At 44.4% G+C, this 19,898-nt stretch carries 25 protein-coding genes; 10 read left to right on the top strand and 15 right to left on the bottom strand.

The features are described 5' to 3' along the window. Nucleotides 1-26: 26 nt before the first annotated feature. Entirely contained in the window at nt 27-764 is a 738-nt protein-coding gene (locus MUK70_RS04580; RefSeq protein ID WP_234657625.1) for an AAA family ATPase, read from the top strand. A gap of 191 nt (nt 765-955) precedes the next feature. Here the strand turns inward: MUK70_RS04580 and MUK70_RS04575 are convergent, their stop codons facing one another. Beyond that, the gene (locus tag MUK70_RS04575) at nt 956-1,465 is read right to left on the bottom strand and encodes a hypothetical protein (protein WP_234657626.1); all 510 of its coding nucleotides are present in this window, start codon (nt 1,463-1,465) and stop codon (nt 956-958) included. A gap of 174 nt (nt 1,466-1,639) precedes the next feature. Between MUK70_RS04575 and MUK70_RS04570 the strand changes: the two genes are divergently transcribed. After that, nucleotides 1,640-2,539, top strand: a complete 900-nt coding sequence (locus tag MUK70_RS04570) for a metallophosphoesterase family protein (protein ID WP_234657627.1) — start codon at nt 1,640-1,642, stop codon at nt 2,537-2,539. A 131-nt stretch (nt 2,540-2,670) separates the two neighbouring features. On the opposite strand, the gene MUK70_RS04565 is transcribed toward MUK70_RS04570, so the two are convergent. From MUK70_RS04565 to MUK70_RS04550, 4 genes are all read right to left on the bottom strand, one after another. Then, nucleotides 2,671-2,979 (bottom strand): hypothetical protein, encoded by a 309-nt coding sequence (locus tag MUK70_RS04565; RefSeq protein ID WP_234657628.1) that lies wholly within the window; start codon nt 2,977-2,979, stop codon nt 2,671-2,673. A gap of 487 nt (nt 2,980-3,466) precedes the next feature. Next, a complete protein-coding gene (locus tag MUK70_RS04560) occupies nt 3,467-3,664 on the bottom strand; it encodes a hypothetical protein (protein WP_234602627.1) in 198 nt (65 codons plus the stop codon). A gap of 19 nt (nt 3,665-3,683) precedes the next feature. After that, nucleotides 3,684-3,980, bottom strand: a complete 297-nt coding sequence (locus tag MUK70_RS04555) for a hypothetical protein (RefSeq protein WP_234657629.1) — start codon at nt 3,978-3,980, stop codon at nt 3,684-3,686. Nucleotides 3,981-4,081: 101 nt separating this feature from the next. Beyond that, on the bottom strand, nt 4,082-4,411 hold the full coding sequence (locus MUK70_RS04550; RefSeq protein ID WP_234657630.1) for a hypothetical protein: 330 nt from the start codon (nt 4,409-4,411) through the stop codon (nt 4,082-4,084). Between the two features lie 247 nt (nt 4,412-4,658). Between MUK70_RS04550 and MUK70_RS04545 the strand changes: the two genes are divergently transcribed. Then, entirely contained in the window at nt 4,659-4,940 is a 282-nt protein-coding gene (locus MUK70_RS04545; protein ID WP_234602622.1) for a hypothetical protein, read from the top strand. Between the two features lie 412 nt (nt 4,941-5,352). Here the strand turns inward: MUK70_RS04545 and MUK70_RS04540 are convergent, their stop codons facing one another. After that, nucleotides 5,353-5,790: a hypothetical protein gene (locus MUK70_RS04540; RefSeq protein WP_234657632.1), complete on the bottom strand. Its 438-nt coding sequence runs from the start codon at nt 5,788-5,790 to the stop codon at nt 5,353-5,355. Between the two features lie 198 nt (nt 5,791-5,988). On the opposite strand from MUK70_RS04540, the gene MUK70_RS04535 reads away from it, so the two are divergent. Next, a complete protein-coding gene (locus MUK70_RS04535) occupies nt 5,989-6,345 on the top strand; it encodes a winged helix-turn-helix transcriptional regulator (protein ID WP_234657633.1) in 357 nt (118 codons plus the stop codon). Between the two features lie 181 nt (nt 6,346-6,526). Here the strand turns inward: MUK70_RS04535 and MUK70_RS04530 are convergent, their stop codons facing one another. From MUK70_RS04530 to MUK70_RS04490, 9 genes are all read right to left on the bottom strand, one after another. Continuing rightward, the gene (locus MUK70_RS04530) at nt 6,527-6,895 is read right to left on the bottom strand and encodes a DUF2306 domain-containing protein (protein WP_244784692.1); all 369 of its coding nucleotides are present in this window, start codon (nt 6,893-6,895) and stop codon (nt 6,527-6,529) included. A gap of 265 nt (nt 6,896-7,160) precedes the next feature. After that, the gene (locus MUK70_RS04525) at nt 7,161-9,767 is read right to left on the bottom strand and encodes an ABC transporter permease (RefSeq protein ID WP_234657636.1); all 2,607 of its coding nucleotides are present in this window, start codon (nt 9,765-9,767) and stop codon (nt 7,161-7,163) included. Then, nucleotides 9,764-10,102, bottom strand: coding sequence for a PadR family transcriptional regulator (locus tag MUK70_RS04520; protein WP_234657637.1), 339 nt, complete (start codon nt 10,100-10,102; stop codon nt 9,764-9,766). Before MUK70_RS04520 ends, MUK70_RS04525 begins: the two co-directional genes overlap by 4 nt. A 182-nt stretch (nt 10,103-10,284) precedes the next feature. Then, entirely contained in the window at nt 10,285-11,781 is a 1,497-nt protein-coding gene (locus MUK70_RS04515; protein WP_234657638.1) for a PQQ-dependent sugar dehydrogenase, read from the bottom strand. A gap of 107 nt (nt 11,782-11,888) precedes the next feature. Beyond that, nucleotides 11,889-12,950 (bottom strand): helix-turn-helix domain-containing protein, encoded by a 1,062-nt coding sequence (locus MUK70_RS04510; protein ID WP_234657639.1) that lies wholly within the window; start codon nt 12,948-12,950, stop codon nt 11,889-11,891. 269 nt (nt 12,951-13,219) lie between these two features. Then, complete coding sequence (locus tag MUK70_RS04505) at nt 13,220-13,657, bottom strand: P-loop NTPase family protein (protein ID WP_244784690.1); 438 nt, start codon at nt 13,655-13,657, stop codon at nt 13,220-13,222. A 650-nt stretch (nt 13,658-14,307) separates the two neighbouring features. Then, nucleotides 14,308-14,847 carry an SRPBCC family protein gene (locus MUK70_RS04500; RefSeq protein ID WP_234657641.1) on the bottom strand — a complete coding sequence of 180 codons (540 nt, stop codon included), beginning with the start codon at nt 14,845-14,847 and terminating at the stop codon, nt 14,308-14,310. Nucleotides 14,848-14,852: 5 nt separating this feature from the next. Beyond that, on the bottom strand, nt 14,853-15,323 hold the full coding sequence (locus MUK70_RS04495; protein ID WP_234657642.1) for an SRPBCC family protein: 471 nt from the start codon (nt 15,321-15,323) through the stop codon (nt 14,853-14,855). A 131-nt stretch (nt 15,324-15,454) separates the two neighbouring features. Continuing rightward, nucleotides 15,455-15,772: an ArsR/SmtB family transcription factor gene (locus MUK70_RS04490; protein ID WP_234657643.1), complete on the bottom strand. Its 318-nt coding sequence runs from the start codon at nt 15,770-15,772 to the stop codon at nt 15,455-15,457. 126 nt (nt 15,773-15,898) lie between these two features. Here MUK70_RS04490 and MUK70_RS04485 point away from each other — a divergent pair, with 126 nt between their 5' ends. The 6 genes from MUK70_RS04485 to MUK70_RS04460 all read left to right on the top strand — a co-directional run bounded on the left by MUK70_RS04485 (nt 15,899) and on the right by MUK70_RS04460 (nt 19,866). Continuing rightward, nucleotides 15,899-16,468 (top strand): LIC_13387 family protein, encoded by a 570-nt coding sequence (locus MUK70_RS04485; protein ID WP_234657644.1) that lies wholly within the window; start codon nt 15,899-15,901, stop codon nt 16,466-16,468. A gap of 15 nt (nt 16,469-16,483) precedes the next feature. Further along, entirely contained in the window at nt 16,484-17,332 is an 849-nt protein-coding gene (locus MUK70_RS04480; RefSeq protein WP_234657645.1) for a helix-turn-helix domain-containing protein, read from the top strand. A gap of 145 nt (nt 17,333-17,477) precedes the next feature. Continuing rightward, nucleotides 17,478-17,864, top strand: a complete 387-nt coding sequence (locus MUK70_RS04475) for a hypothetical protein (protein WP_234657647.1) — start codon at nt 17,478-17,480, stop codon at nt 17,862-17,864. Nucleotides 17,865-18,184: 320 nt separating this feature from the next. Next, nucleotides 18,185-18,724, top strand: a complete 540-nt coding sequence (locus MUK70_RS04470) for a carboxypeptidase-like regulatory domain-containing protein (RefSeq protein ID WP_234657648.1) — start codon at nt 18,185-18,187, stop codon at nt 18,722-18,724. 13 nt (nt 18,725-18,737) lie between these two features. After that, nucleotides 18,738-19,154 carry an outer membrane beta-barrel protein gene (locus MUK70_RS04465; RefSeq protein WP_234657649.1) on the top strand — a complete coding sequence of 139 codons (417 nt, stop codon included), beginning with the start codon at nt 18,738-18,740 and terminating at the stop codon, nt 19,152-19,154. A 334-nt stretch (nt 19,155-19,488) separates the two neighbouring features. Next, nucleotides 19,489-19,866 carry a DUF3244 domain-containing protein gene (locus tag MUK70_RS04460; protein ID WP_234657650.1) on the top strand — a complete coding sequence of 126 codons (378 nt, stop codon included), beginning with the start codon at nt 19,489-19,491 and terminating at the stop codon, nt 19,864-19,866. The last annotated feature ends 32 nt before the right edge of the window (nt 19,867-19,898 follow it).

The following is a 19,898-nucleotide window of genomic DNA, read 5'->3' as shown; positions in this document are numbered from 1 at the left end:
CTCATCCATGCAATTTTTTAATATTAATGGAAAGCAAGCCATATTTAAGAGAAGTTCAATTGATGCGGGATGGGGTTTCTTCTTTTGATAAGTATCCCTTCAACATCGCAGCCATTAAAAGCTTATCCTCTTTGCATTTTCATCCGGATGTGACCTTTATTGTAGGTGAAAACGGATCAGGCAAGTCTACCCTAATTGAAGCTATTGCTCTTGGATTGGGATTTAGCATTGAAGGGGGGCCTAAAAGCGTTCAGGCTACAACGCATGATAATGCTTCCGGGTTATTCGAGTATTTGAAATTGGTCCGGAGTTATAAACTGCCAAAAGATTACTTTTTTCTCAGGGCAGAGAGCTTCTATAATGTTGCGACGTACATGGAAGAGTTGAAAGACCCGAATTATCTCAAAGGGTATGGAGGGTCGCTACATGGCAGGTCACACGGCGAAGCTTTCCTTGCCGTTCTTACAAAAAAGTTGAAAGGTGGCGGGCTTTATATATTTGACGAGCCGGAAGCTGCATTGTCTGCAAGCCGGCAAATGACAGCTCTGGTTGCAATTGATGAATTGGTGCAAAAACAATCTCAGTTAATCATTGCCACCCATTCACCGATCCTGCTTGCCTATCCCCATGCAGTCATTTATCAATTGGATGAGAATGGGATAACAAAAATGGCCTACGAGGACACAGCACAATACCAAGTTACAAAGGGTTTCCTGGATGACTATAAACGAATGTTAAGCATACTGCTGGACAGGCCACAATGAAATACATCGGGCGCAAAGCAGTGATTTCGATGTTGCAAAATTTACGACTTCAATAGAAAAGCTGTGCAAACGTTCAGCGCAGAAATGTATCCAATCAATCATGGAAAATAAGAATTCGTTTAATTTCCCTGTGCCAAGCTTGGTCCGGGGAAATTAAACGAATGTGTTGTAGAGAAGCTTAGGCAAACAGGCTACCACCCCAAAGTGAACCTCAATTTTATATATTGTTTACCTTGATTGCCTTTGCGCTCGACTGGTAGTTCAACCTCTTTGCCTTCCAGGTGCGATGTCAAATAATGATCGACAGCCGGGATCTGACTGTATGAAACAACCTGGCTAAGATGGTTATTTTCATCTACTGAAAAGCTGATTACAACGATGCCGCTTTCAAGCACTGCCGCATCGGTGTCCTCTGACTGAATAAAATGACGGATCTGCTGTTCTAAGCTTTTTGGTTGCTTTTTAGCAGCCTGCCTTTCACGGTTTGCATCTTCGGACCTTGCAGGGGAGGCCAAACAGATTGTTGAAGTAAAGATGGCAATCATTACCATCATTTTGGGTAGCCTGTTGCTTAGGCTGCTGATTAGAAATGTACTTTTCATGGCTGTTATTTGTAAGCCCTGGTGAGTCCAGAAGGCATCACAAACATAGCGACTTGTAGATAAAATGGTCCCAATTAACGAGTAATCGGTATAATCCATTAGCCTGCGGTCTGATTTCCTTTGTCAACGGTTATAAACCAGATTACCTTCATACCATTTGATTTAACACTCCGGTAACGGCAGCTGACTATCGTGCACTTAATTTTGCTCTGTTCATATTATTTGATTTCTGGATTTTTGCCGGTGCTGCATTGCACCAATAAATCAGCTATTGTGCAGAGAAGATCTATCATTAAGGGTCTGGGCGGAATGTTTGCCGCCCCGCTATTACAGGAGCATGCCGTTCGTGTCCAGAAGCCGGTATTACGGATTGCGCATTTGACAGACGTACACCTGAAAGATGATTTGGGTGCACCCGCTAAATTTACCCAGTGCCTGCACCACATCCAAAACCAACCAACGAAAGTAGACATGCTTCTGAATGGCGGTGATATTGTTTTTGATATGAACAAAGAGAATATTGCCTCGATCAATAACCAATGGCAGCTTGTTGAAAATATCATGAAACAAGAATGCAGCCTGCCGGTCCACTACTGCCTGGGCAACCATGATGTATGGTGGTACGAAGATTCAAAACATTTGCCGCTTTATGGAAAGCAATATGCGCTCAACCGGCTCCAGTTAAGCAATTCTTATTACAGTTTTACGCGCGGCGGCTGGAAATTTATAATTCTGGACAGTACGCATCTGGACATTGACACGACATGGTACATTGGAAAACTGGGTGATGCGCAATTTAACTGGCTGCAGGAAGAGTTACGAAATACGAGTCCCGCCACACCTGTATTGATCATGTCGCACATCCCCATCCTGACGGCCCTTTTGATGATAGAAGACAATGTGGTTAACAGGTGGGAAATGCTTGGGGGAGACATGCACACGGATACTGCTAAAATCATAGACTTATTTTACAAGCATCCTAATGTAAAACTTTGCCTGAGCGGGCATCTGCATATGCGAGACAAAGTGGTCTACAACAATGTGACCTACTTGTGCAACGGGGCAGTGAGCGGGGCCTGGTGGAACGGCATGCGCCGGCAAACTGCTCCTGGGTATGCACTCATTGACCTACACGAAGACGGCAGCTTTAAGGAAGCATACGTTAACTACTAGCTGTTTGGGGCATGCCACTGGCACATTTTTCCCCACGCAGTGTTCTTCATCCATAGACAGTGATACACAAAAAACGGACTGGTAACCTACCAGCCCATTTGAACACTGAACTTAAATACATGCTGAACCTATTAGTTGGTAGGCTTGTCATTTCCCGAAAGCGTCTCTCTTTCTGTCTCGGTAACGGCTTTGAGCCGCGTTTCGATTTCAGGGCTGTCAGATTCCGTGCTTTCCGGTCCTAGTTTGGAAGTAGGCTCTCCTTTCTGTTTTTCAAGTTTTTTCTGCTGCCTGACGGAAACCTTAATTATCTTTTCGGCAAGCTTCTTGGCCGTTTTCTTGATCGCTTTCGCTAGCTTTTTACTATCGGTTTCAGCGTTTTTTAGTTTGTCTTGAAGCGACTCAACAAGAGTTGCTGCCAGTTGTTTTTTCTCACGTTTCATAGGATGTCAGTTTGTTGAAGACAATTAATTGCAAAAGTACAGCTTGCCCGCAGCAAGCAATATTAAGTTATTTGAACCTATATGTATATACGTTTACCTTTTGCGTTCGGGTCGATTTTGTGATTCCTGGCATACTGGGGCAAAAAGTCATGGCAATGATTAAAAAACATCTGTTTGCTTTTGCGTTTACACTTTATCACAGGGGGATTCTTAGACGAAAAAAATGCCGCAGGCAACGTTCGCATTGGTAAAACTTTGAGGGAAAAAGCAAATTTCGCGCAAAAAGAGGCCGGACCCGGTGTGAAACGTCCTTGGACCCGCAATACGGGCAGGTTTTGCTGAATGCAATCATAACTTAAAGTAGATAGGGTATAAAATGGATATGGAGGCCACATATACGCAAATGAACCGATAATAACTTACCGGGTGCCGGAACACAAAGAAGTTCTAACCGCAACAGCAAGTGTATTACGCTTGTTTTGCAGTGTCAGATCCTGCTTCCGCCCGCCGGGGACCGTGGCCACGAAGGCTGGATCTGGAAAAAGCTCCGTTTTTCAACGATCAAAAGTTGACTATAGACAGCTGCCAGCGATCCCCTCATTTTGTCTGAGACGCCCTCATTTAGAAAATATCCCGGCCCTGCCTGCTCGCAGGTTTGCTCTGGTTCTTGTATCTGATCATCCATGAAGTTTTCGCTTATATGTTTATAACAGGACTGATGAAGTTGTGATGTGCTTGAATTCAGTCATAACCTGCTCAAATTGCTGATCAGTTATGCCACTTGCGTGCATGGCCCGGTCCTTCATGTTGTTTAGTCCAACACTTTCAAATCCATATCTGGGTAATTCAAGACCTATCGGGCTAAAAAACAGCTCCTTGCGATGCTTGACCCAAATTTCGACAAATGGCTCAATCGTTGTTTCTCCGGCTGAATAATATCCCCTTACAACTATTTTAACTTGCTTGCCCGTCGTCATCGTGAAGATTTTCTCATAGACCATATCGAATCGGTGTGTGGTGGTGAAGCAAATTTACACAGAAGCTTCCAGGGGAACTACCAGTTAACAATATGATAAATTTACACAATACCGCAGCTCTTGGATCAAGCGATCAGGTAAGAGATCTTATCGATGATCGTGTAAAAAATGTTATCAGGATCGGAAGATTGGTTCAATGAAAAGTATTCCGCGCCAGATTTGAAATGGCGGTTGACATAGGCTTTTGCCTCCCGCAGTGAGCGGAAGTATTTTTCATCGTTGGCAACTGCTTCGTGCTGGTTGCCAGCACCAAGCCGCTGCTCGATGAAAGCCACATCCCTGCTGGGGACTTGATTAGTAACGCAGCAGTCATAGACAGCATAGTAGATGCTGTTTGTTTTGGTGCCAACATCTTCAAAACTGTTGCTGCTAACGGGGAGTAAAATGCTTGCCATAGTTAATCAAAAAAGACACAGGACCATTGACTGGGATCTTCTAGAATCGACTAAAAAGAAATATCGGATGGTGTCAGAATTAGCACAAAGTTAACAAATGGGCGCGGATCTTAATATTAAAAATATGCTGGCTGTTGCTGCAAGCAAGGATGTGTCCAATATGCACAACACATTATCTTATCGTTAACAGCGTTTTTTGGTCGTTTTAACCACTATTTTTGTCTTTTACAGAATTTCTCGCTTATACATGACACACGAAAAAACTTTAATCTTACAAACAGGAAGGTGCGTGAAAGTGATCTCGCAATGGAAGAACCCCATGAACCCTGGGGAAATCGAAATTGATGTTTTGATCAAAGACCCCTCAGAAACACATTACCGCCCTCCTATCGGCCTGACGCATCCTAAGTATTGGAAACTTAAAAGAATGGGGGCGGAAAAATCCAAGCAGCTGCAAATCCAGTACAGTGGCTTGACAGAAAAGCAACTGCGTAGCGTGGTCAAGGAATTCAGGCTAATGCAGAATTAGGCGCTGTACTCGGGCCATTTTTCAATATCTGCCAAAAGCGTAAGGTAATTTTTTTCGAGATTGTTTACTGGATGCAGGTTACAATGTTAGTGCCGGATGCGCATCAAAATGGGCGGACTATTGCAGTCCGCCCGCACAATCTGCAACAAGGAAGTGGGCGCATTTGCAGCGGGTACTTCCAGGTGGTTGTCAATGAAACCAATTTGCGGCAAGGCCAGGCCTGCCATTGCTTTGCAATCAGTCTTTGTTGATAGGTAACAGCAATATTCTTGCTACGGAAAGGCTCCGCATCCGCAAGAACGGACCCTGCAAAGAACTGAATGAGATTGCAGCCCCAAGTTAAGGAAAGCGAGCAGACGCCCGGCAAAGTTAAGAAATGGTAACAAGCGGTTTATTAACCCATAACCGGAGCTCACTTCAACATTGCGTCAGTCACCCTCAACGTGTAGTCCACTTGCTGACAACCAAAGTCGGGGTCATTGGGATTATGTTTGTGTTTGGTCCAAAGCGCATTCTCGACCGGATCCTGCTTGTAAACAAGCGTCTTTTTCCCATCTAACAACCTGTATAATTCAAAACGGGCAAATGTTTCGGATGGACGTGGGATCGACCCAAAACTTGCATCTTGCCCGATTAATGTCCGTTGTCCGGACTTGACGACCGTTGCTGAATCGATTTGCTGGTTGAGGCCCGGATCGCCAAATTCTACCAGCAGACTGCCTGTACTTTGGTTATCCAAATAATAGAAACTGGCACCTATACATTCAACAACCACTTCACTTTCTGGTTCTTTCTGACAGCCCAAAGTTGTAACGGCCAGAAAAAGCGCAACGAAGAAGTAATTTTTCATAAGAATATTATGCATGTTTGTGTGTTGACACAGTTTTGCCAGTCAAAGTTGTGATGAGGTCATGCATACGTATAAAAAAATAGAGCGTGAAAATTCCGTTTGCTATTTAAGGAAAACATTCTTGAAACCTTTTTACCGGTCCTGATGGGTTAGGCCGGGTCCTGTTTAAATTTAAGGCCGCCTCAATCTGATAAGATCATGAAGTATCAAAGAAAAATCAACCAAGACCTCGAATGCGGGATTACCGTGGCAATGCGTGTATTTTGCAATAAATGGAAACCATGCATTATTGACGCCATTTTTAAGGGTTTTCAGAGACCAAGTGAAATCCATCGCTTCATACCCGAGGCTAAACCCCGGGTGCTTGATATCCAACTCAGTGAACTACTAAAACTTGGTGTGCTTGCTCGCGAGTCGGGTAGCGGGTTCCCACTTTACAGTGTCTATACGCTTACCGAATTGGGCAGAAGCATCGTTCCGATTGTGACCCAGCTGGACGAGTGGGGAAACAACCACAAGCACCAGCTTAAAGATGTGCTGGCAGAGGCGGTTTAGCCCCTTCATTCATCATTTTCTCGTCCGGCTGCTAAGAATGACCTGATAGATGTAAAGCGGAACCGACCATCCCACCCAAAAAAGAGAGGGTGAAATTTCATCGAAACTGCCCAACCTCTGGATAAACGGAAGCTTGATCGCTAACCCGGACAGAATAAATGCCAAAGTGACCAGGTAACTTCTAACCATCCATTCCTGATGGATCTGAAATTTTCTTTGCAAGGCAGCATAAAAAAGCGATGGCCGTGGAGCTGATCCAGACCCCTACCCAAACCTGTAAAGAAAACGCATACGCCCAATTAACTTCATATGCCGTGCTGAATGCCAGGACCATAGCGCATAAACTGCTTACAAGGATCGCCATCAGATACAGCAGCCCGATAACCCGGTGCAGTTTCCAGCTATACTTTCTGAGTTTGGGCCAGAACTGAATGAAACCCATCACCAATGCTCCACCACCAGCAGTAATGTGTGCGATCAGAAACCAACGCAATTCGAAGTATTTCCCTAAGGCTTGCCCGTGTAAGGAGAAGAAAGTGATCAGCGCCATGCATGAAAAGCCAGGTGAGAAAAACGATCAGGCACCAGAAAAGTATCGGGAGAATGTCGGCCCGGTCGAGTGAAAATAGTGGTTTTTTGTTGAAACGATTTTCCATCATTTTTGCTAAATGTTGAAAGCAAAAATCGATAGGAACCGCTTTCCGAAAAATAACCGAAAAAAGATTCGGTATCAAAGCTTCCCGGTAGGCGGATCAAAGGTTTGCTGGCAAAAAGAGCTCCACCGGATTAACGGCAGTTCAATGCTGCCACGGAGCCTACTCGCTCCGCAAACTCTTAACCGGATTCATCAGCGCCGCCTTAATACTCTGAAAACTAATTGTAAACAATGCAATGGCGGTTGCCAACATTCCTGCCAAAGCGATGACCCACCATTCGAGAGTGGTTTGATAGGCAAATCCCTCTAACCATTTATTCATGGCATACCACGCAATCGGTGCGGCAATGACGATGGCGATCAGTATCAGCTTCAAAAAATCGCGGGAAAGCAACCCCACAACACCAGCGACGGTCGCACCGAGCACTTTCCGTACGCCAATCTCCTTGGTGCGTTGCTCGGCCATGAAGGCGGAAAGTCCGTACAAACCCAGACAGGAAATGAAAATGGCCAGCCCGGCAAACAAATTGAAAATACTCCCCATTTGCTGCTCGCTGCGGTAAAGATTATCCAAATCCTTGTCCAGAAAACCAAATGTGAATGGGAAGGCGGGGTTAAGTTGTTGATTGATCTTTTCCAATGCTTTGATAGTCTGCTCGTTATTGCCGGCAGTAGTGCGGATCACCATCACGCCGCCCCATTTGTTGAGGCGTAAGATTAGCGGCTCCATCGCGTATTGCAGGGATTTGAAATGGAAATCCTTGACAACACCAATGATCGTCCCCTTTCTCTCGCCAAAAGTCAGGTTTTGTCCCACTGCATTGCTCACGTTCATTCCCATGATCTGCATTGCTTTTTCATTGACTATATAGCTGGAACTGTCGCCCGAAAATGCGCTGTCGAAACCGCGGCCCGCCAGTACTTGCGATTTAAAGACTTTGACGAAATTTTCATCCACATCCAGCGAGGGAAAAACGACCTGGTTACGCGTGGTTTGTCCATCCCAAATTACATCAATAGTGCCGGATTCGAGCTTTGTTGGCAGATCTGAAATGACGGTGAAATTTTCCATAAGCGGATTTTGCGCCAGTGACGCTTTCAATGCCTGTTTTTTTTCACCAAGCTCACCGCTCATAGGCAGATATAGCAGGTTGGATTTATCAAAACCCAGGTTCCGTTTTTTGATAAAATCCAGCTGTTTGTAAACCACCGCAGTGCCAACAAGCAGCACAATAGCGACCACAAATTGCGTCACCACCAGCGCATTCCGAAAAAGCAGGTTGCCACCAGCGACCCTCAGCTTACCTTTCAGCACCTTCACCGGCGCAAACCCCGAAAGGAATAGTGCGGGATAGCTGCCCGAAAGCAGGCCAGTCAATACCGCAATGCCGATCAGGCTCAGCAATAGTTTTCCGTCCAGCAAATGGATGGCAAGGGTTTTTTCTGTAAGCATTGTGAAAACAGGCAGCAGCAGACATACGATCCCGATTGCGATCACCAGCGAGAGGAATGAAAAGATGAGCGATTCGCCAAGGAATTGAAATACAAGCTGGTGGCGATTCGCGCCCACTACCTTCCGTAGCCCAACTTCCTTCGCTCTGCGTTCGGAACGTGCCGTTGCGAGGTTCATGAAATTGATGCAGGCTACGATTAGAATAAAGAGCGCGACGACAAAGAAAACATTCACATACTGGATGTTACCATGCCCGGGAAGGTCTATCTGCAAATTGGAATGCAGGTGGATATCCGTGAGTGGTTGAAGCTGGAAGTCAATTTTAACCGCCTGGCCGCGGTCCTTGAAAATTTTGGCTATTTGTTGCGTGAGTTGCTGTTGGGCGGAAGCAGATGCAGCTGTTTTTGCATCGAGTTCGAGATAAGTATAAAAGTTAAAATTGCCCCAGGTTTCATTTTGTATATCCTGGCTCCATCTGGCCATGGTTTTCATGGGAATAATTGCATCGAACTGTAAATGCGAATTCGAAGGCGTATTGGCCAGAATGCCTGCAATGACAAAGTTTTCGTTGTTGTTAATGCGGATGGTCTTGCCTATTGCGTCGCTCGTCCCGTAATATTTCTCTGCAATTTCTTCGGTTATAAATATCGCTCCCGGATCTTTCAGGGCCGTAGCTGCATTTCCCGCCAGCAGGGGAAATGAGAAAACTTCCAAAAAATTGGAATCGGCATAAAACACGCGTTTTTCTTCCACCTTTTTTTCTCCCGCTTCAAACAGCATCGGACTGGGTTTGCTAATCCTTACCCCGCCTTTGATCTGGGGCAACTGCGCCTGCAATCCCCTGGCCATTCCCGCCGCACTCACGGCCGTTTTGAAGTCACCGGCACTACACGTTAGCCGAAACAGCTGGTCCGCACGGGCATGAAAGCGGTCGAAACTCAATTCGTTCTGAACCCATAAAAGGATCAGAATGCTGCATGCCATGCCAATGGATAAACCGGCAATGTTCAGTACGGAGTAGGCTTTTTGACGGACAATGTTCCGCCAGGCGATTTTAAAATAGTTTTTTAACATATCAGGGCTAAGAGAAAATGGTTGATTATATTTTGCGGCACTGGGACGTCGGCGTACAAATGGCGGAAGAACAGAAACGACATTCAGCAGGTAACGCAGCAGTGCCTGTCTTTTCCCGGAACGCTCATAAGCATACACATATAATTCGTCCAGGTCACCTTCCACTTCCTCAATCGTATTTTCAGGGTGCAGCCAGCGAAGCAGCGTTTTTGCCCATCGCGGCGGTTGGGGTGTGTTCATATGTCGCTCAGCTTTAACGTGTCATCGGGCATTAGCTTCCAAAGCCTGCTACGCAGCTGCTGAATATCGGCCAGCGCGGTTTTTCCCAAAGCAGTGACTTGAAACAGGCGTTTTCGCCTCCCGCCACGCTCAGTAGTCGCCCCGCCCAACTCAGACTTTACGAATCCTTTTTCTTCCAGGCGGATCAGTGTATTATGAACAGAGCCAAAGGCGACGACCCTTCCCGTCTGCTGCTCAATTTCCCGCGAAACCGTTACGCCGTAAGCTTCCCTTCCAAGAATAGAAATTATCAACAATACGAGTTCTTCGAATTCACCTAAATACGTTCTGCGCATTCGCAAAATTGATTAGTTTCTATTTTATAGTATAAATGCGTGCCAGGTTTGGAAAAAGGCTGAAATAAGCTTTGATGGTCATTCCAGGAAAGATTTATTGTTCGCGAAAGAACGGGCCCTGTTCGAAAGTGAACACTACGTGAGTAGTGGTGTCCAGTTTAACAAAACCCGCTCCTATTTTGTCAGACCCCTCCATTTTTTACCCTTATCAATTTCCCATTCACTTCATCAGAAAGCAGATACAATTTACCGCTTGGGCTTTGGATCACTTTCCGTATTCTTACCCGGTCGTCTGTAAATAGCTCCTCGGCACTTTTGACGGTTTCTCCTTCTATTACCAGCCGCCATACACTACCCTTTGATAATCCGCCGACAAGCAAATTCCGGTTCCATGCAGCAAACTCGGTGCCCCAATACACATGCACGCCGGTTGGCGCCACCGTTTGTAACCACGACCAGACAGGCTCCGTATAACTATTTCCCGGAATCTCCTTGGGGGCAAACTCGGCATAACGGTACTTCCCCGTAGTCTTCATAGGCCAGCCGTAATTGGCGCCAGCCTTCAGCACATTAATCTCATCCCCCTGGTGTGTTCCGTGCTCACTGAACCAGATTTTGCCGGTATGAAGGTCACGTGTCAGACCCTGGGCCGCCCTGATGCCCGTTGCATATAAACCGGGGGTTGCCTTATTTCCGAAGTCCGGGTTGTCTTTTGGAATGGTGCCGTCGGGATTAATGCGGTAGATTTTCCCTCGCTTGTCTTCCACATTCTGCGCGATGGGAATACCTGGTTCATCTTTCTCGGTAAATATCCTTTCACCGATTGTAAAATAGAGTTTGCCGTCGGCTCCAAAAAGCATTCCTCCCCCATAATGGACCCGCTGATCGGTATAGGGTTCCGCTACGAACAGCACCTTGATTTGTTGCAAAGATTCATTCTCAAGAACTGCCCTGACAATTTTCGTAGTCCTTCCGGCAGCCGCTTTGGCAGCGTAAGACAAGTAAATGTATTTGTTGGTTTTAAAATCCGGGTCGGTTAACACTTCAAATTTGCCTGTGTTATCGCCAAAACCATCCAGGCCATCTTCCAGATCGGTCGGAAAGCCCTTGATCCTGATTTTTTCTTTTTTTTGTAAATTATATTTTATCAAATCGCCCTCTTTCTCTGAGATCAGCACTTCGTCTTCCGAAAGAAAAGCGATGCTCCACGGTCGCTTCAGACCGTCTAAAACTGTTTCTTTCTGAGCCTGCGTTCCATTCGTTTTATGGGGTGTGCGGGTAGATACTTTGTCGGCAATCACCCAGCCCTCGGTAGTTTTCATCAGGTTGAAGTAATCGGTGAATGTCTCCCGTTCATTGATGATTTCAACCTTTGCGCTCCCCATATTATTGGTGATATCCAAAGCAACAATGTTCGTACGCAGATTTTTTGGCCGGTCATGGGGTTTGAATAAGCCTAGATACTGACTCTTTGAAAAACTGGTGAATTTTCCCTCCCGGTAATTTTTCAAAAAACATGAAGCATGCATCGCTCTGCCCAGCTTCGCGCTATCGCCTGTTGCCCAGCCGTCGAAATACAGTTCTATGGTATTCTCGATTAATTGCCTCTCTGTCGGAGCGTTTTGGCAAAAGGCCTGTAAACCAGCCAATAAGCATACAAGTAAGATTGTCCCTTTCATTTAAAGTGATTTTTGATTTTCAAAATGAAACTGTTCCATTTTGCTTCTCAAATGTCTGGCATTCTCTAAAAATGAAAGTGCAGCAACCCCGATTCAGTAGTCCTATTTTATAAATCCGTACTGTTTGACGCTCTATAAACGCTGGGACTGACGCCCTTGATCCTCTTAAAGGTTGAGAAAAATGTGGATTTGGAATTAAACCCAACCTCGTCGCCGATCGCATCTATCGATAAATTGGGGTGTGTCGATAGCATCTTACAGGCTTCGTTGATCCGGTATTCATTGACAAAAAGGTTGAAGCCCTTCTCCATATTCTCATTCAAGAGCTGGGATAGCTGGTGCCCGGAAACGTTAATCTCCCTGGCAAGGTCGTTGACTTTTAGATCCGGGTTTTTGAAGAGTTCTTTGCTGGCCATACCGTTTTTCAATTTGCCTATAATAAGCTGAGCTTCGTCCGGATCGAGCTTTTTGTCGCCGTATTTCTGAGCAGAAAAGGAAGACAAATCGTTGGTTTTCTTACGATAAAGCAGGATAGATATGACAAGATAAATGATCAGGGAAAAATAGATTGCCCCATTTATGTAGCTGCCTTTGGTAATGTCCAGGATCGCCCAGACGTATGAAGTAAACAGGATAAATACACCTCCACAAACGACAAGAAGGGAGTTTTCAAAAGGTCTCAACTTTTCTTTCCGAACCATCTTTTTCAAAAGAGGCATTAACAGCACAATGGAAAATGCGATGTGAACGCCCCATTGCAGGTAAATGATGGGCACGATGTAGCGCCTCCATAGCCACGGAAAGCTTTCATAAGAATACACCGCGCCGACCAATACTATTGTCCCTAACCAGCCTGCCAGCTGCCATATCCATGCCCTGGGAAGTTTCCTGATTTGTTTGGTTTCGGATTTGATGTAGTAATACAAAAAAGGACCAATCAGAAAACAGGCAGTTAATCCTACCTGAAGATATAGTTTGGGCAAATCGTAATCAAAAAAATAGGCCACAGATTTTCCGATCCGGATGCTCAACATCAGCAATAGTGCACCCAGCAGGTAATTGGAAAGGTGTTTTTTTGCCGGGAAAAAGAAAAAGTTAATGCTGAGCAGTAACCCGTTAAATGCTCCGAGCGCACTGAAAAAGAATAAAAGTTTATCACCAAAGCTCATGAAAAGTCCCTGTTTACAGGTAAATATACAACGAATGCTTAATGTTAAGACGGTCCGTTAACCACTCTAAGCAAGCGAACGCCACACTTCCAGTACTCACTCACAAACGGCTTGCTCATACAAGCGCGGGCTGCTGTTAATGCGTTCGAAATGGCTATGCGCAGGTAAATCAAATTCAGATATGGTCATAAATAAATTTGAGACGCTCATCAATGGTTGTATCCCCCCGTATTTCAATAACCCTGCACGAAAGCTTGCTGATCCATTCCTCATGAATTTTTGACATTACGTCCGGTAAATAACGGATCGTCATATCCGGATGCCCAGGAATAAAACGCTTTAAATAGCCTGTTGCGATGTGGGTCCGTGTAAATAACTTCACCATAACGTTCCCTTTCCCGATTCACCAATCGTTGCAGTCTGACTTGCTGCGGAACGTATAGAAAGACAACGAGATCAAACATGTTCTGCCATTCCTCTCCCCAGCCGATCAGTGAACCACCAACAATGTAGTGATCTAATGCTGACAAAGATTCGCTGAGCATTTTGTTCCGAATTACGGGATCCCTTTTTACAGTGTACGGAATATCCGATCGCTCCCAAAAGAATAGATCCGTGTCAAAATAGGGAATGGTAAGCTGCTCAGACAATGCCGTGCCTAACGTCGTCGACCCCGCACAGGATGCACCCATTATGTGGATTTTCATCCGGTAAAATTACATCAGAAGTATATCAATAATCAACTTTCAGCTCAGCATGCTCACATATTTGCTTCCCTGTCTGATCTTGGCCGGGAAGTAAGCTTAGTGCTGTTTATCTGGCTGTTATCCCTACACCTTTATTACGCCATTCATTTTCCTGAATTTCAGGACGGGGAAAATATCATAGGCTCGTTCGAGTGTTTAGCCTTTTGTGGGATCGCGCTGGTAATCTCATCCCTGGCTGCAAGGGCACAAAAGGTTGGCTCCCCTGTTGAGATCAGAGTTTAAGATATGATAAAAGGTATTGAATAGGGGCCGAAGATGCTGGCCCCTATTTACCGGCCGATCGGAAACCAATAAGTATTTTCTTGATTGGCGCGGGACTTATCCTATGTAAGAGCGCCTTCCGAAAACTTTTTAAAATGTTTTTCTGTACAAATTTGCGTAACTCAGAAGTTACCTATACAACTGGAAAAAATTGCGAACCTCCTAATCACAGCAAAAAATGGCTATACCAACTCTTGATGTATTCCAGGTAATTGGTGACCCCAGCAGACGAAAAATGCTTATGCTACTCTTTGCCGACAGCATGATTGGGGCACCGCGTTTCGATTGCTAACTCCGCGGACCGGTGTCAGTCAAGTGCTACGCGCTCTTTATTGCCTGTTTCCTTCTGGTAAATGCACCTCATAAACCTGCTGAATGTTGTGAAAACTCAGCCAAAAGTTGGGAGGGATGCTCCCTTCTAACACATTTTGCAGAATTCCCATATGGGTGTGCCATCCCGCCGCTACGCTCAACCGTGTTGCCGGATCATCGGCAAGCTTGCGGTGTGTAAGGCGCAATAAAACGCCGTCGTTGTGCTCTGAAAGCTCGATGGTCACCTCGGAGCCGTCTTCCCATGTAAATGATAGCAAATGCGGCGGCTTAATGTGAAGAACTTTGCCTGTGAAGTTGTGCCCATCCTGCATGTGCCGGTATCGCTCAGGTACCGGGGCAGTGGTCGGGCTAAGCTCATTGTGCATGAAATACAAGTCTACCCTGCCCTCTTCGAACAATTCCATATCACCCTTTGCCAACCATTTGCCCCGTTTTTCGGAATCGGTGACGTATTTCCAGACCTTTTCAAGAGTACTGCCGAAAAAACGCTCAAAATACAACACGCCCGGAGCGATGATCTTACCTTGCATTTCCATACCTATCAATGAGAAGTTGCCTGGGACGGAAATTTGTCAGCGATCAGATTGAGCTCAATACCATGCTCTAAATATGCCTTGGCTCCATCCAGTACGGTTGTAAAACCGCCGGTATTATTGTTGATCGCTTCCCATAGCTCCGCATTCTGCTGCTGAAAACCCGTATTAGTGATCTCAACATAGGTGCCGAGCCCGGCGATCTCACGAAATTCAAATCGGACCATCGTCGACGGTTCGTCCCACTGGATTTGTATAAATCGATCTGCAATGATTTCTTCCACAAAAACAGCTATGGAGACACCGTACATGTCCCATTCCCAGGTAATATGCTGGCCTTTTTTAAGCATTCCGCTTCCTTTGGTGAACCAGAAATGTCGTGTAATCTCTGGGTCAACAAATGCTTCAAAGACGGTATGGGCCGGTTGGCGGATGAGCATTTGTGCGGTTACCGTGGGGATGTTTGATTTTTGTTCCATTCCGTTCAAAAGTTTATCAATTTGAAAATATTCAACTTTTTGCCTGTGGCTGTGTGACCTTTTCAGACCGCTATTAATTGGTGGGCATGGATCATCATTAATTGGTGACCGTCGCAACTGGCTGGATAATGTCATTCGCCATCAGCGTTCAACAGATCTTCCAATGCGTCCAGCCGCTGGTTCCAGAATACCCGGTATTGCTCTGCCCAACGGGTCACTTCTTCCAATCCTTTGAGGTTGGCCCGGCAGTGCTTTTCCCTGCCAATCTTAACCATCACAACCAGTCCGCACTCTGTCAGAATATGCATGTGCTTGGAAATGGCTGGCTGGCTCATGCCAAAATTACCTGCCACTTCATTGATAGTCAATGTCTTAATGGCCAACAAACCGATCATGGCCCTGCGGGTAGGGTCGGCAATGGCCTGAAAAACGTCTCTTCTTGCAACCATAACTTAATGTATAACCGATTGGTTATACAAACATAAACATAACCATTCGGTTATGCAACTATTCTTCTCGACCTTAGCGTGCAATTCGTTGAGTTCGCAATAGATTGTACGCCAGACTTTTCGCTGATGTCCCTTTTTTACTATAGAGTCTTTGACTTTATTTTAAGCTTTGCAACCGAAAGGCATCCGAATACATATAGAATGCAAAATGTACAACGGGCAACATTAAGACAGGCACTAAATATGGAAATCTCAATCAACAAAAATCAAGTGGCTAGAATTTGCCTGATACTGGCATCTGTCATTCTATTATTTTTCGGGATATTGCATTTACACGGCACCTTTTTTTCAACGGATCTTTATCCAAGCGATTTAGGTTTAATTGAGAAGCTTAAAACAGCTACAATTCAAATGGATGAATCCGGAATTATCTGGAAGTTGTGGATAGGATTTAATGCGATGTTTAGTGTTGGTCTTATTTTTATAGGTTCCGTAAATTTATACCTGTCTACTAAACACTTCGAATTTATAAGAGGCAATAACCCTATTTTGACGTTGACTATTTGCTCAAACATATTCTTTGTATGGATAGGTAACCGTTATATGATATCTGACTTTGCCATTAGCATGGCCATACCGCTTATATTTTTTGCAATCGGATATTTGATAATTCAATTAAAACGCCTAACTACCTAAAATAAAAAGCGGCAAATGAAAAATCAAACCGATATAAGGGAACTTTTCACTCCAATGCAGCCACAAGTTGCCCCGTTAAGCGAAAAGATATTCATCATAGAGGTTCTTCCGGATGTGCGTCTTCAGCCTTATATATGGTGTTATTGGGAGATCAAATCTCGCGAACCCTTAGAGGAAGATTTTTTCTGTAAAATCGCCTCCGACGGCTGCATCGATATTTTTGTTGATATTAACAATCCCTACCAGAGTTATGCAATGGGTTTCTACAATAGAAGCTCAACATACCTGCTTGGAAGTTGCTTTCATTATGCAGGTGTAAGATTTCTTCCGGGTATGTTTTCATTCCTATTTAATACCAAGGCCTCAGAGCTAAGCAATGCCGTTGAGTTCATGGACGCAGTTCATAAAAATACATCAAAGTTCCTAATTGAGAACATTCGTCCGGGTGACAGCATTCATGAAATCAGGTCTGTTTTCGATAGGTATTTCATGCAGAATCTTCATCATGTTGGGAATGAGTTTGACCCAAGAGTCTATGAAGCGATTTTAATTATACTGAAAAACACAAAATCGTTGAATATTGAAAACGATGTAAGTAAAATTGTAGGCGTAAGCCCCCGGCACCTGCGCAGGTTGTTTGATTTTTATATTGGCCATAACATCAAATCATTCGCTCGGGTCGTTCGCTTTCAAAATTATCTGAGGGCTCACTCAGAATCGGTAAATATGGCACCAGGCTCGCTATACTATGATTTTGGCTATTATGATCAAGGACATTTTATTAAAGAGTTCAAAACATTCTCTGGCGACACTCCCTCGAAAACATTAAGCTTATCATCAAGACAACTGTATCTGCTGTCCTGAACTTGAAGCCTCGAAAGCTTTTGACTAACCAGAACCTACAAAGCCGGTATTGCGCAGATAGTAAAAAGATTAATGATCTATCTAAAAAGGCCGATTTATACAATACATTGAGTTGCAGCCATGCTAGTTTTGTATAAAAAGCGATATGCAAAACGAAAAAAACATTCTCAATTCAGCCATTAATAAACCCAAAATATTTTACACGATAGGGATTGGATTAACTTTATTATTTGGCCTCGGTCACATTGCTTATGCCTTTGTCGAATATGAAATGCTAGATGAGCAGGCGCTCTGGTTTTTGTCTGGCGCACTTTCCGTACTTTTTAATGCTGGGCTTAACTTTCTCTATTTTTACGAATGTTCCAGGCTAAATTTCATGGTCGCTATGAGCGCAAATCTCGCCTTGCTCGTTTTTAGTCTTTTGTTGGTATTTGTAATACAAGAAACCCAAACTTTTGGCTTCGCGGTCGTAGTTGTTTACACCACCGTGATATGCTATATCCATAACGGATATGCCGTTTTAGTTAAGTAGATTAATGTAGGCAACCCGGATGATATTTAAGTTAAAAATCTAAGTGATGGAAGCAAGAATGAATATCGAAAATCTTGAACCAGAGGGGTTCGAAAGATTGAAGTGTGTATGCCATCTTCATAACCGGTAGGCATTCGTCAGACGCGAACATTGTCCAATTTGCCCCATGAGAATGTCCATATTGCACACGCCTAAAATTGTTTCGCTGAATTATTTTTGCAGGAACGCTTTGAAACGAGGCACGGCTTATCCAGTGTTTTTTTGACAAGTGAACTATTAGCCATTTAAAATAACGGGGACATTAAGTCCTCATCCCAATTATGAAAAAAATTATCCAGAGAACAGCTGGGTTACTTGTCCACACCCTTTTTACTTCCTTTGTTATTCAAGATGTTTTTTGTCAGTCGATTACGGGTAAAATCCAGGAAGTCGGAGGCGCGCCGCTTACTGGCGTGAATGTACTTTTGCTTAGCGACGGAGATTCGACCTTGATAAAAAGCGCTGTTTCCGATCCTTCCGGCGTTTATGTTTTAGAAAATGTGAGCCCTGGTCATTATATGATATCAGCAAGCATCCTGGGTTTTAAAAGGGCCTATCTTCTGCCTGTCGTTATTTCAAAAAAAGGGGAAGTCGTTCAGGTCGCCGATTTTATAATGGAAAGCCTGACAACCCAGCTCAATGAGGTGGCGGTGACAGCTAAGCGACCATTTGTTGAGCAGCAAACAGACCGCACCGTTATCAATGTTGCCAACAGCATCATTGCCGGGGGCGGGACGGCGCTCGAAGTCCTGGAAAAAGCGCCCGGCGTGGACGGTTCTAGACCGATTTCCCGAAAACTTCGGAAAATCGCAAGCATATAACCTGACTGTCACATTGCCCATCCGCACCACCGAAGGTTGGACGATGGAAATGTCGTTACTGGGAATTTACAGCCAGTTTAACTATACGTATATAGGCAGGCGTGAGCAGGTCCGGCAATTCTCCGGACGTTTGAATGCATCCGGTTCTTTTATCATAGGGAAAGGCTGGACAGCGGAAATAAATGGCTGGATCAACACGCCCGAAACCATCGCTTTACGTTATTTCGACTGGAAAGGGACGCTTGACGCGGGCATTCAGAAAATTTTTTCTCCAAAATTAAAAGCCAGGCTGAGCATACAGGACATTTTCCACACCAACAGGAGCCTTGCCATTCTGGATAACCCCGAGCTTAAAAGTACGACCACGATCCGGACCGATTCGAGGGTTGTGCTGCTGAATCTGAGCTGGTCTTTGGCAATCAGAAGTTAAAAGCGACACGCCAGCGCAAGACCAGTTCGGACGAAGAAATCAAGCGGGCAAACTAGATCTCACCACTTCCTGATCTGACTATCTATTGACAAGAAAAAATTGGATTAATGGAGCATCATATTTTTAGAAATTGGACGATTTTTATGATCCAATTTGCATTTAAGTTTGTATCAGAATAAAGATCTGAAATGACTTTTTGTCCCTGCACGATTAAAACCAGACAACCGAGTAAACTGTCAAGGTTTCTAAAAACGAATGAAGAGTCCCAAGACCAATTGCAAAAGTTTTGGGCAAGACCTTATATTATTTATTAGCCATGAAAACCAAAATAGCCATGAAAATTAAACTTAGTGTATTTGCGTGTTACATCTTTTTACATACTGTGTTCGACTCCAGAGCCTATCCTATTGACCACGGAAGCACAAAATCTTTCGAGTGGGCCATCTTTCCCTTGAAGGATGGCAGGTTAAGGGTAAATATCACTAATCACCAGCTGGAAAGAATGGTGGTGATCATTAAGAATGAAAAAGGCGAAGTAATTCAAAAAAACTTTATAGACAAAAAAACAGAAAAACCAGCAATCAGCTATGATATTTCAAGTTTGGAAAGCGGAAATTATAAAGTGCATCTGCTCAGCAAAAGTGGCGCCGAAACCAAAGATTTTCAACTTAATATAGTAAGGGCACAAAGCCGGTTCCTCACTATAAAGTGAGCATTAGTGCTTAGGATAATTTTATAAATGAA

This window comes from Dyadobacter chenwenxiniae, assembly GCF_022869785.1.
In the GTDB taxonomy this organism is placed as follows: domain Bacteria; phylum Bacteroidota; class Bacteroidia; order Cytophagales; family Spirosomataceae; genus Dyadobacter; species Dyadobacter chenwenxiniae.
The sequence above is the reverse complement of the archived record's forward strand: the minus strand, read 5'-3'. Positions and strand labels throughout refer to the sequence as shown.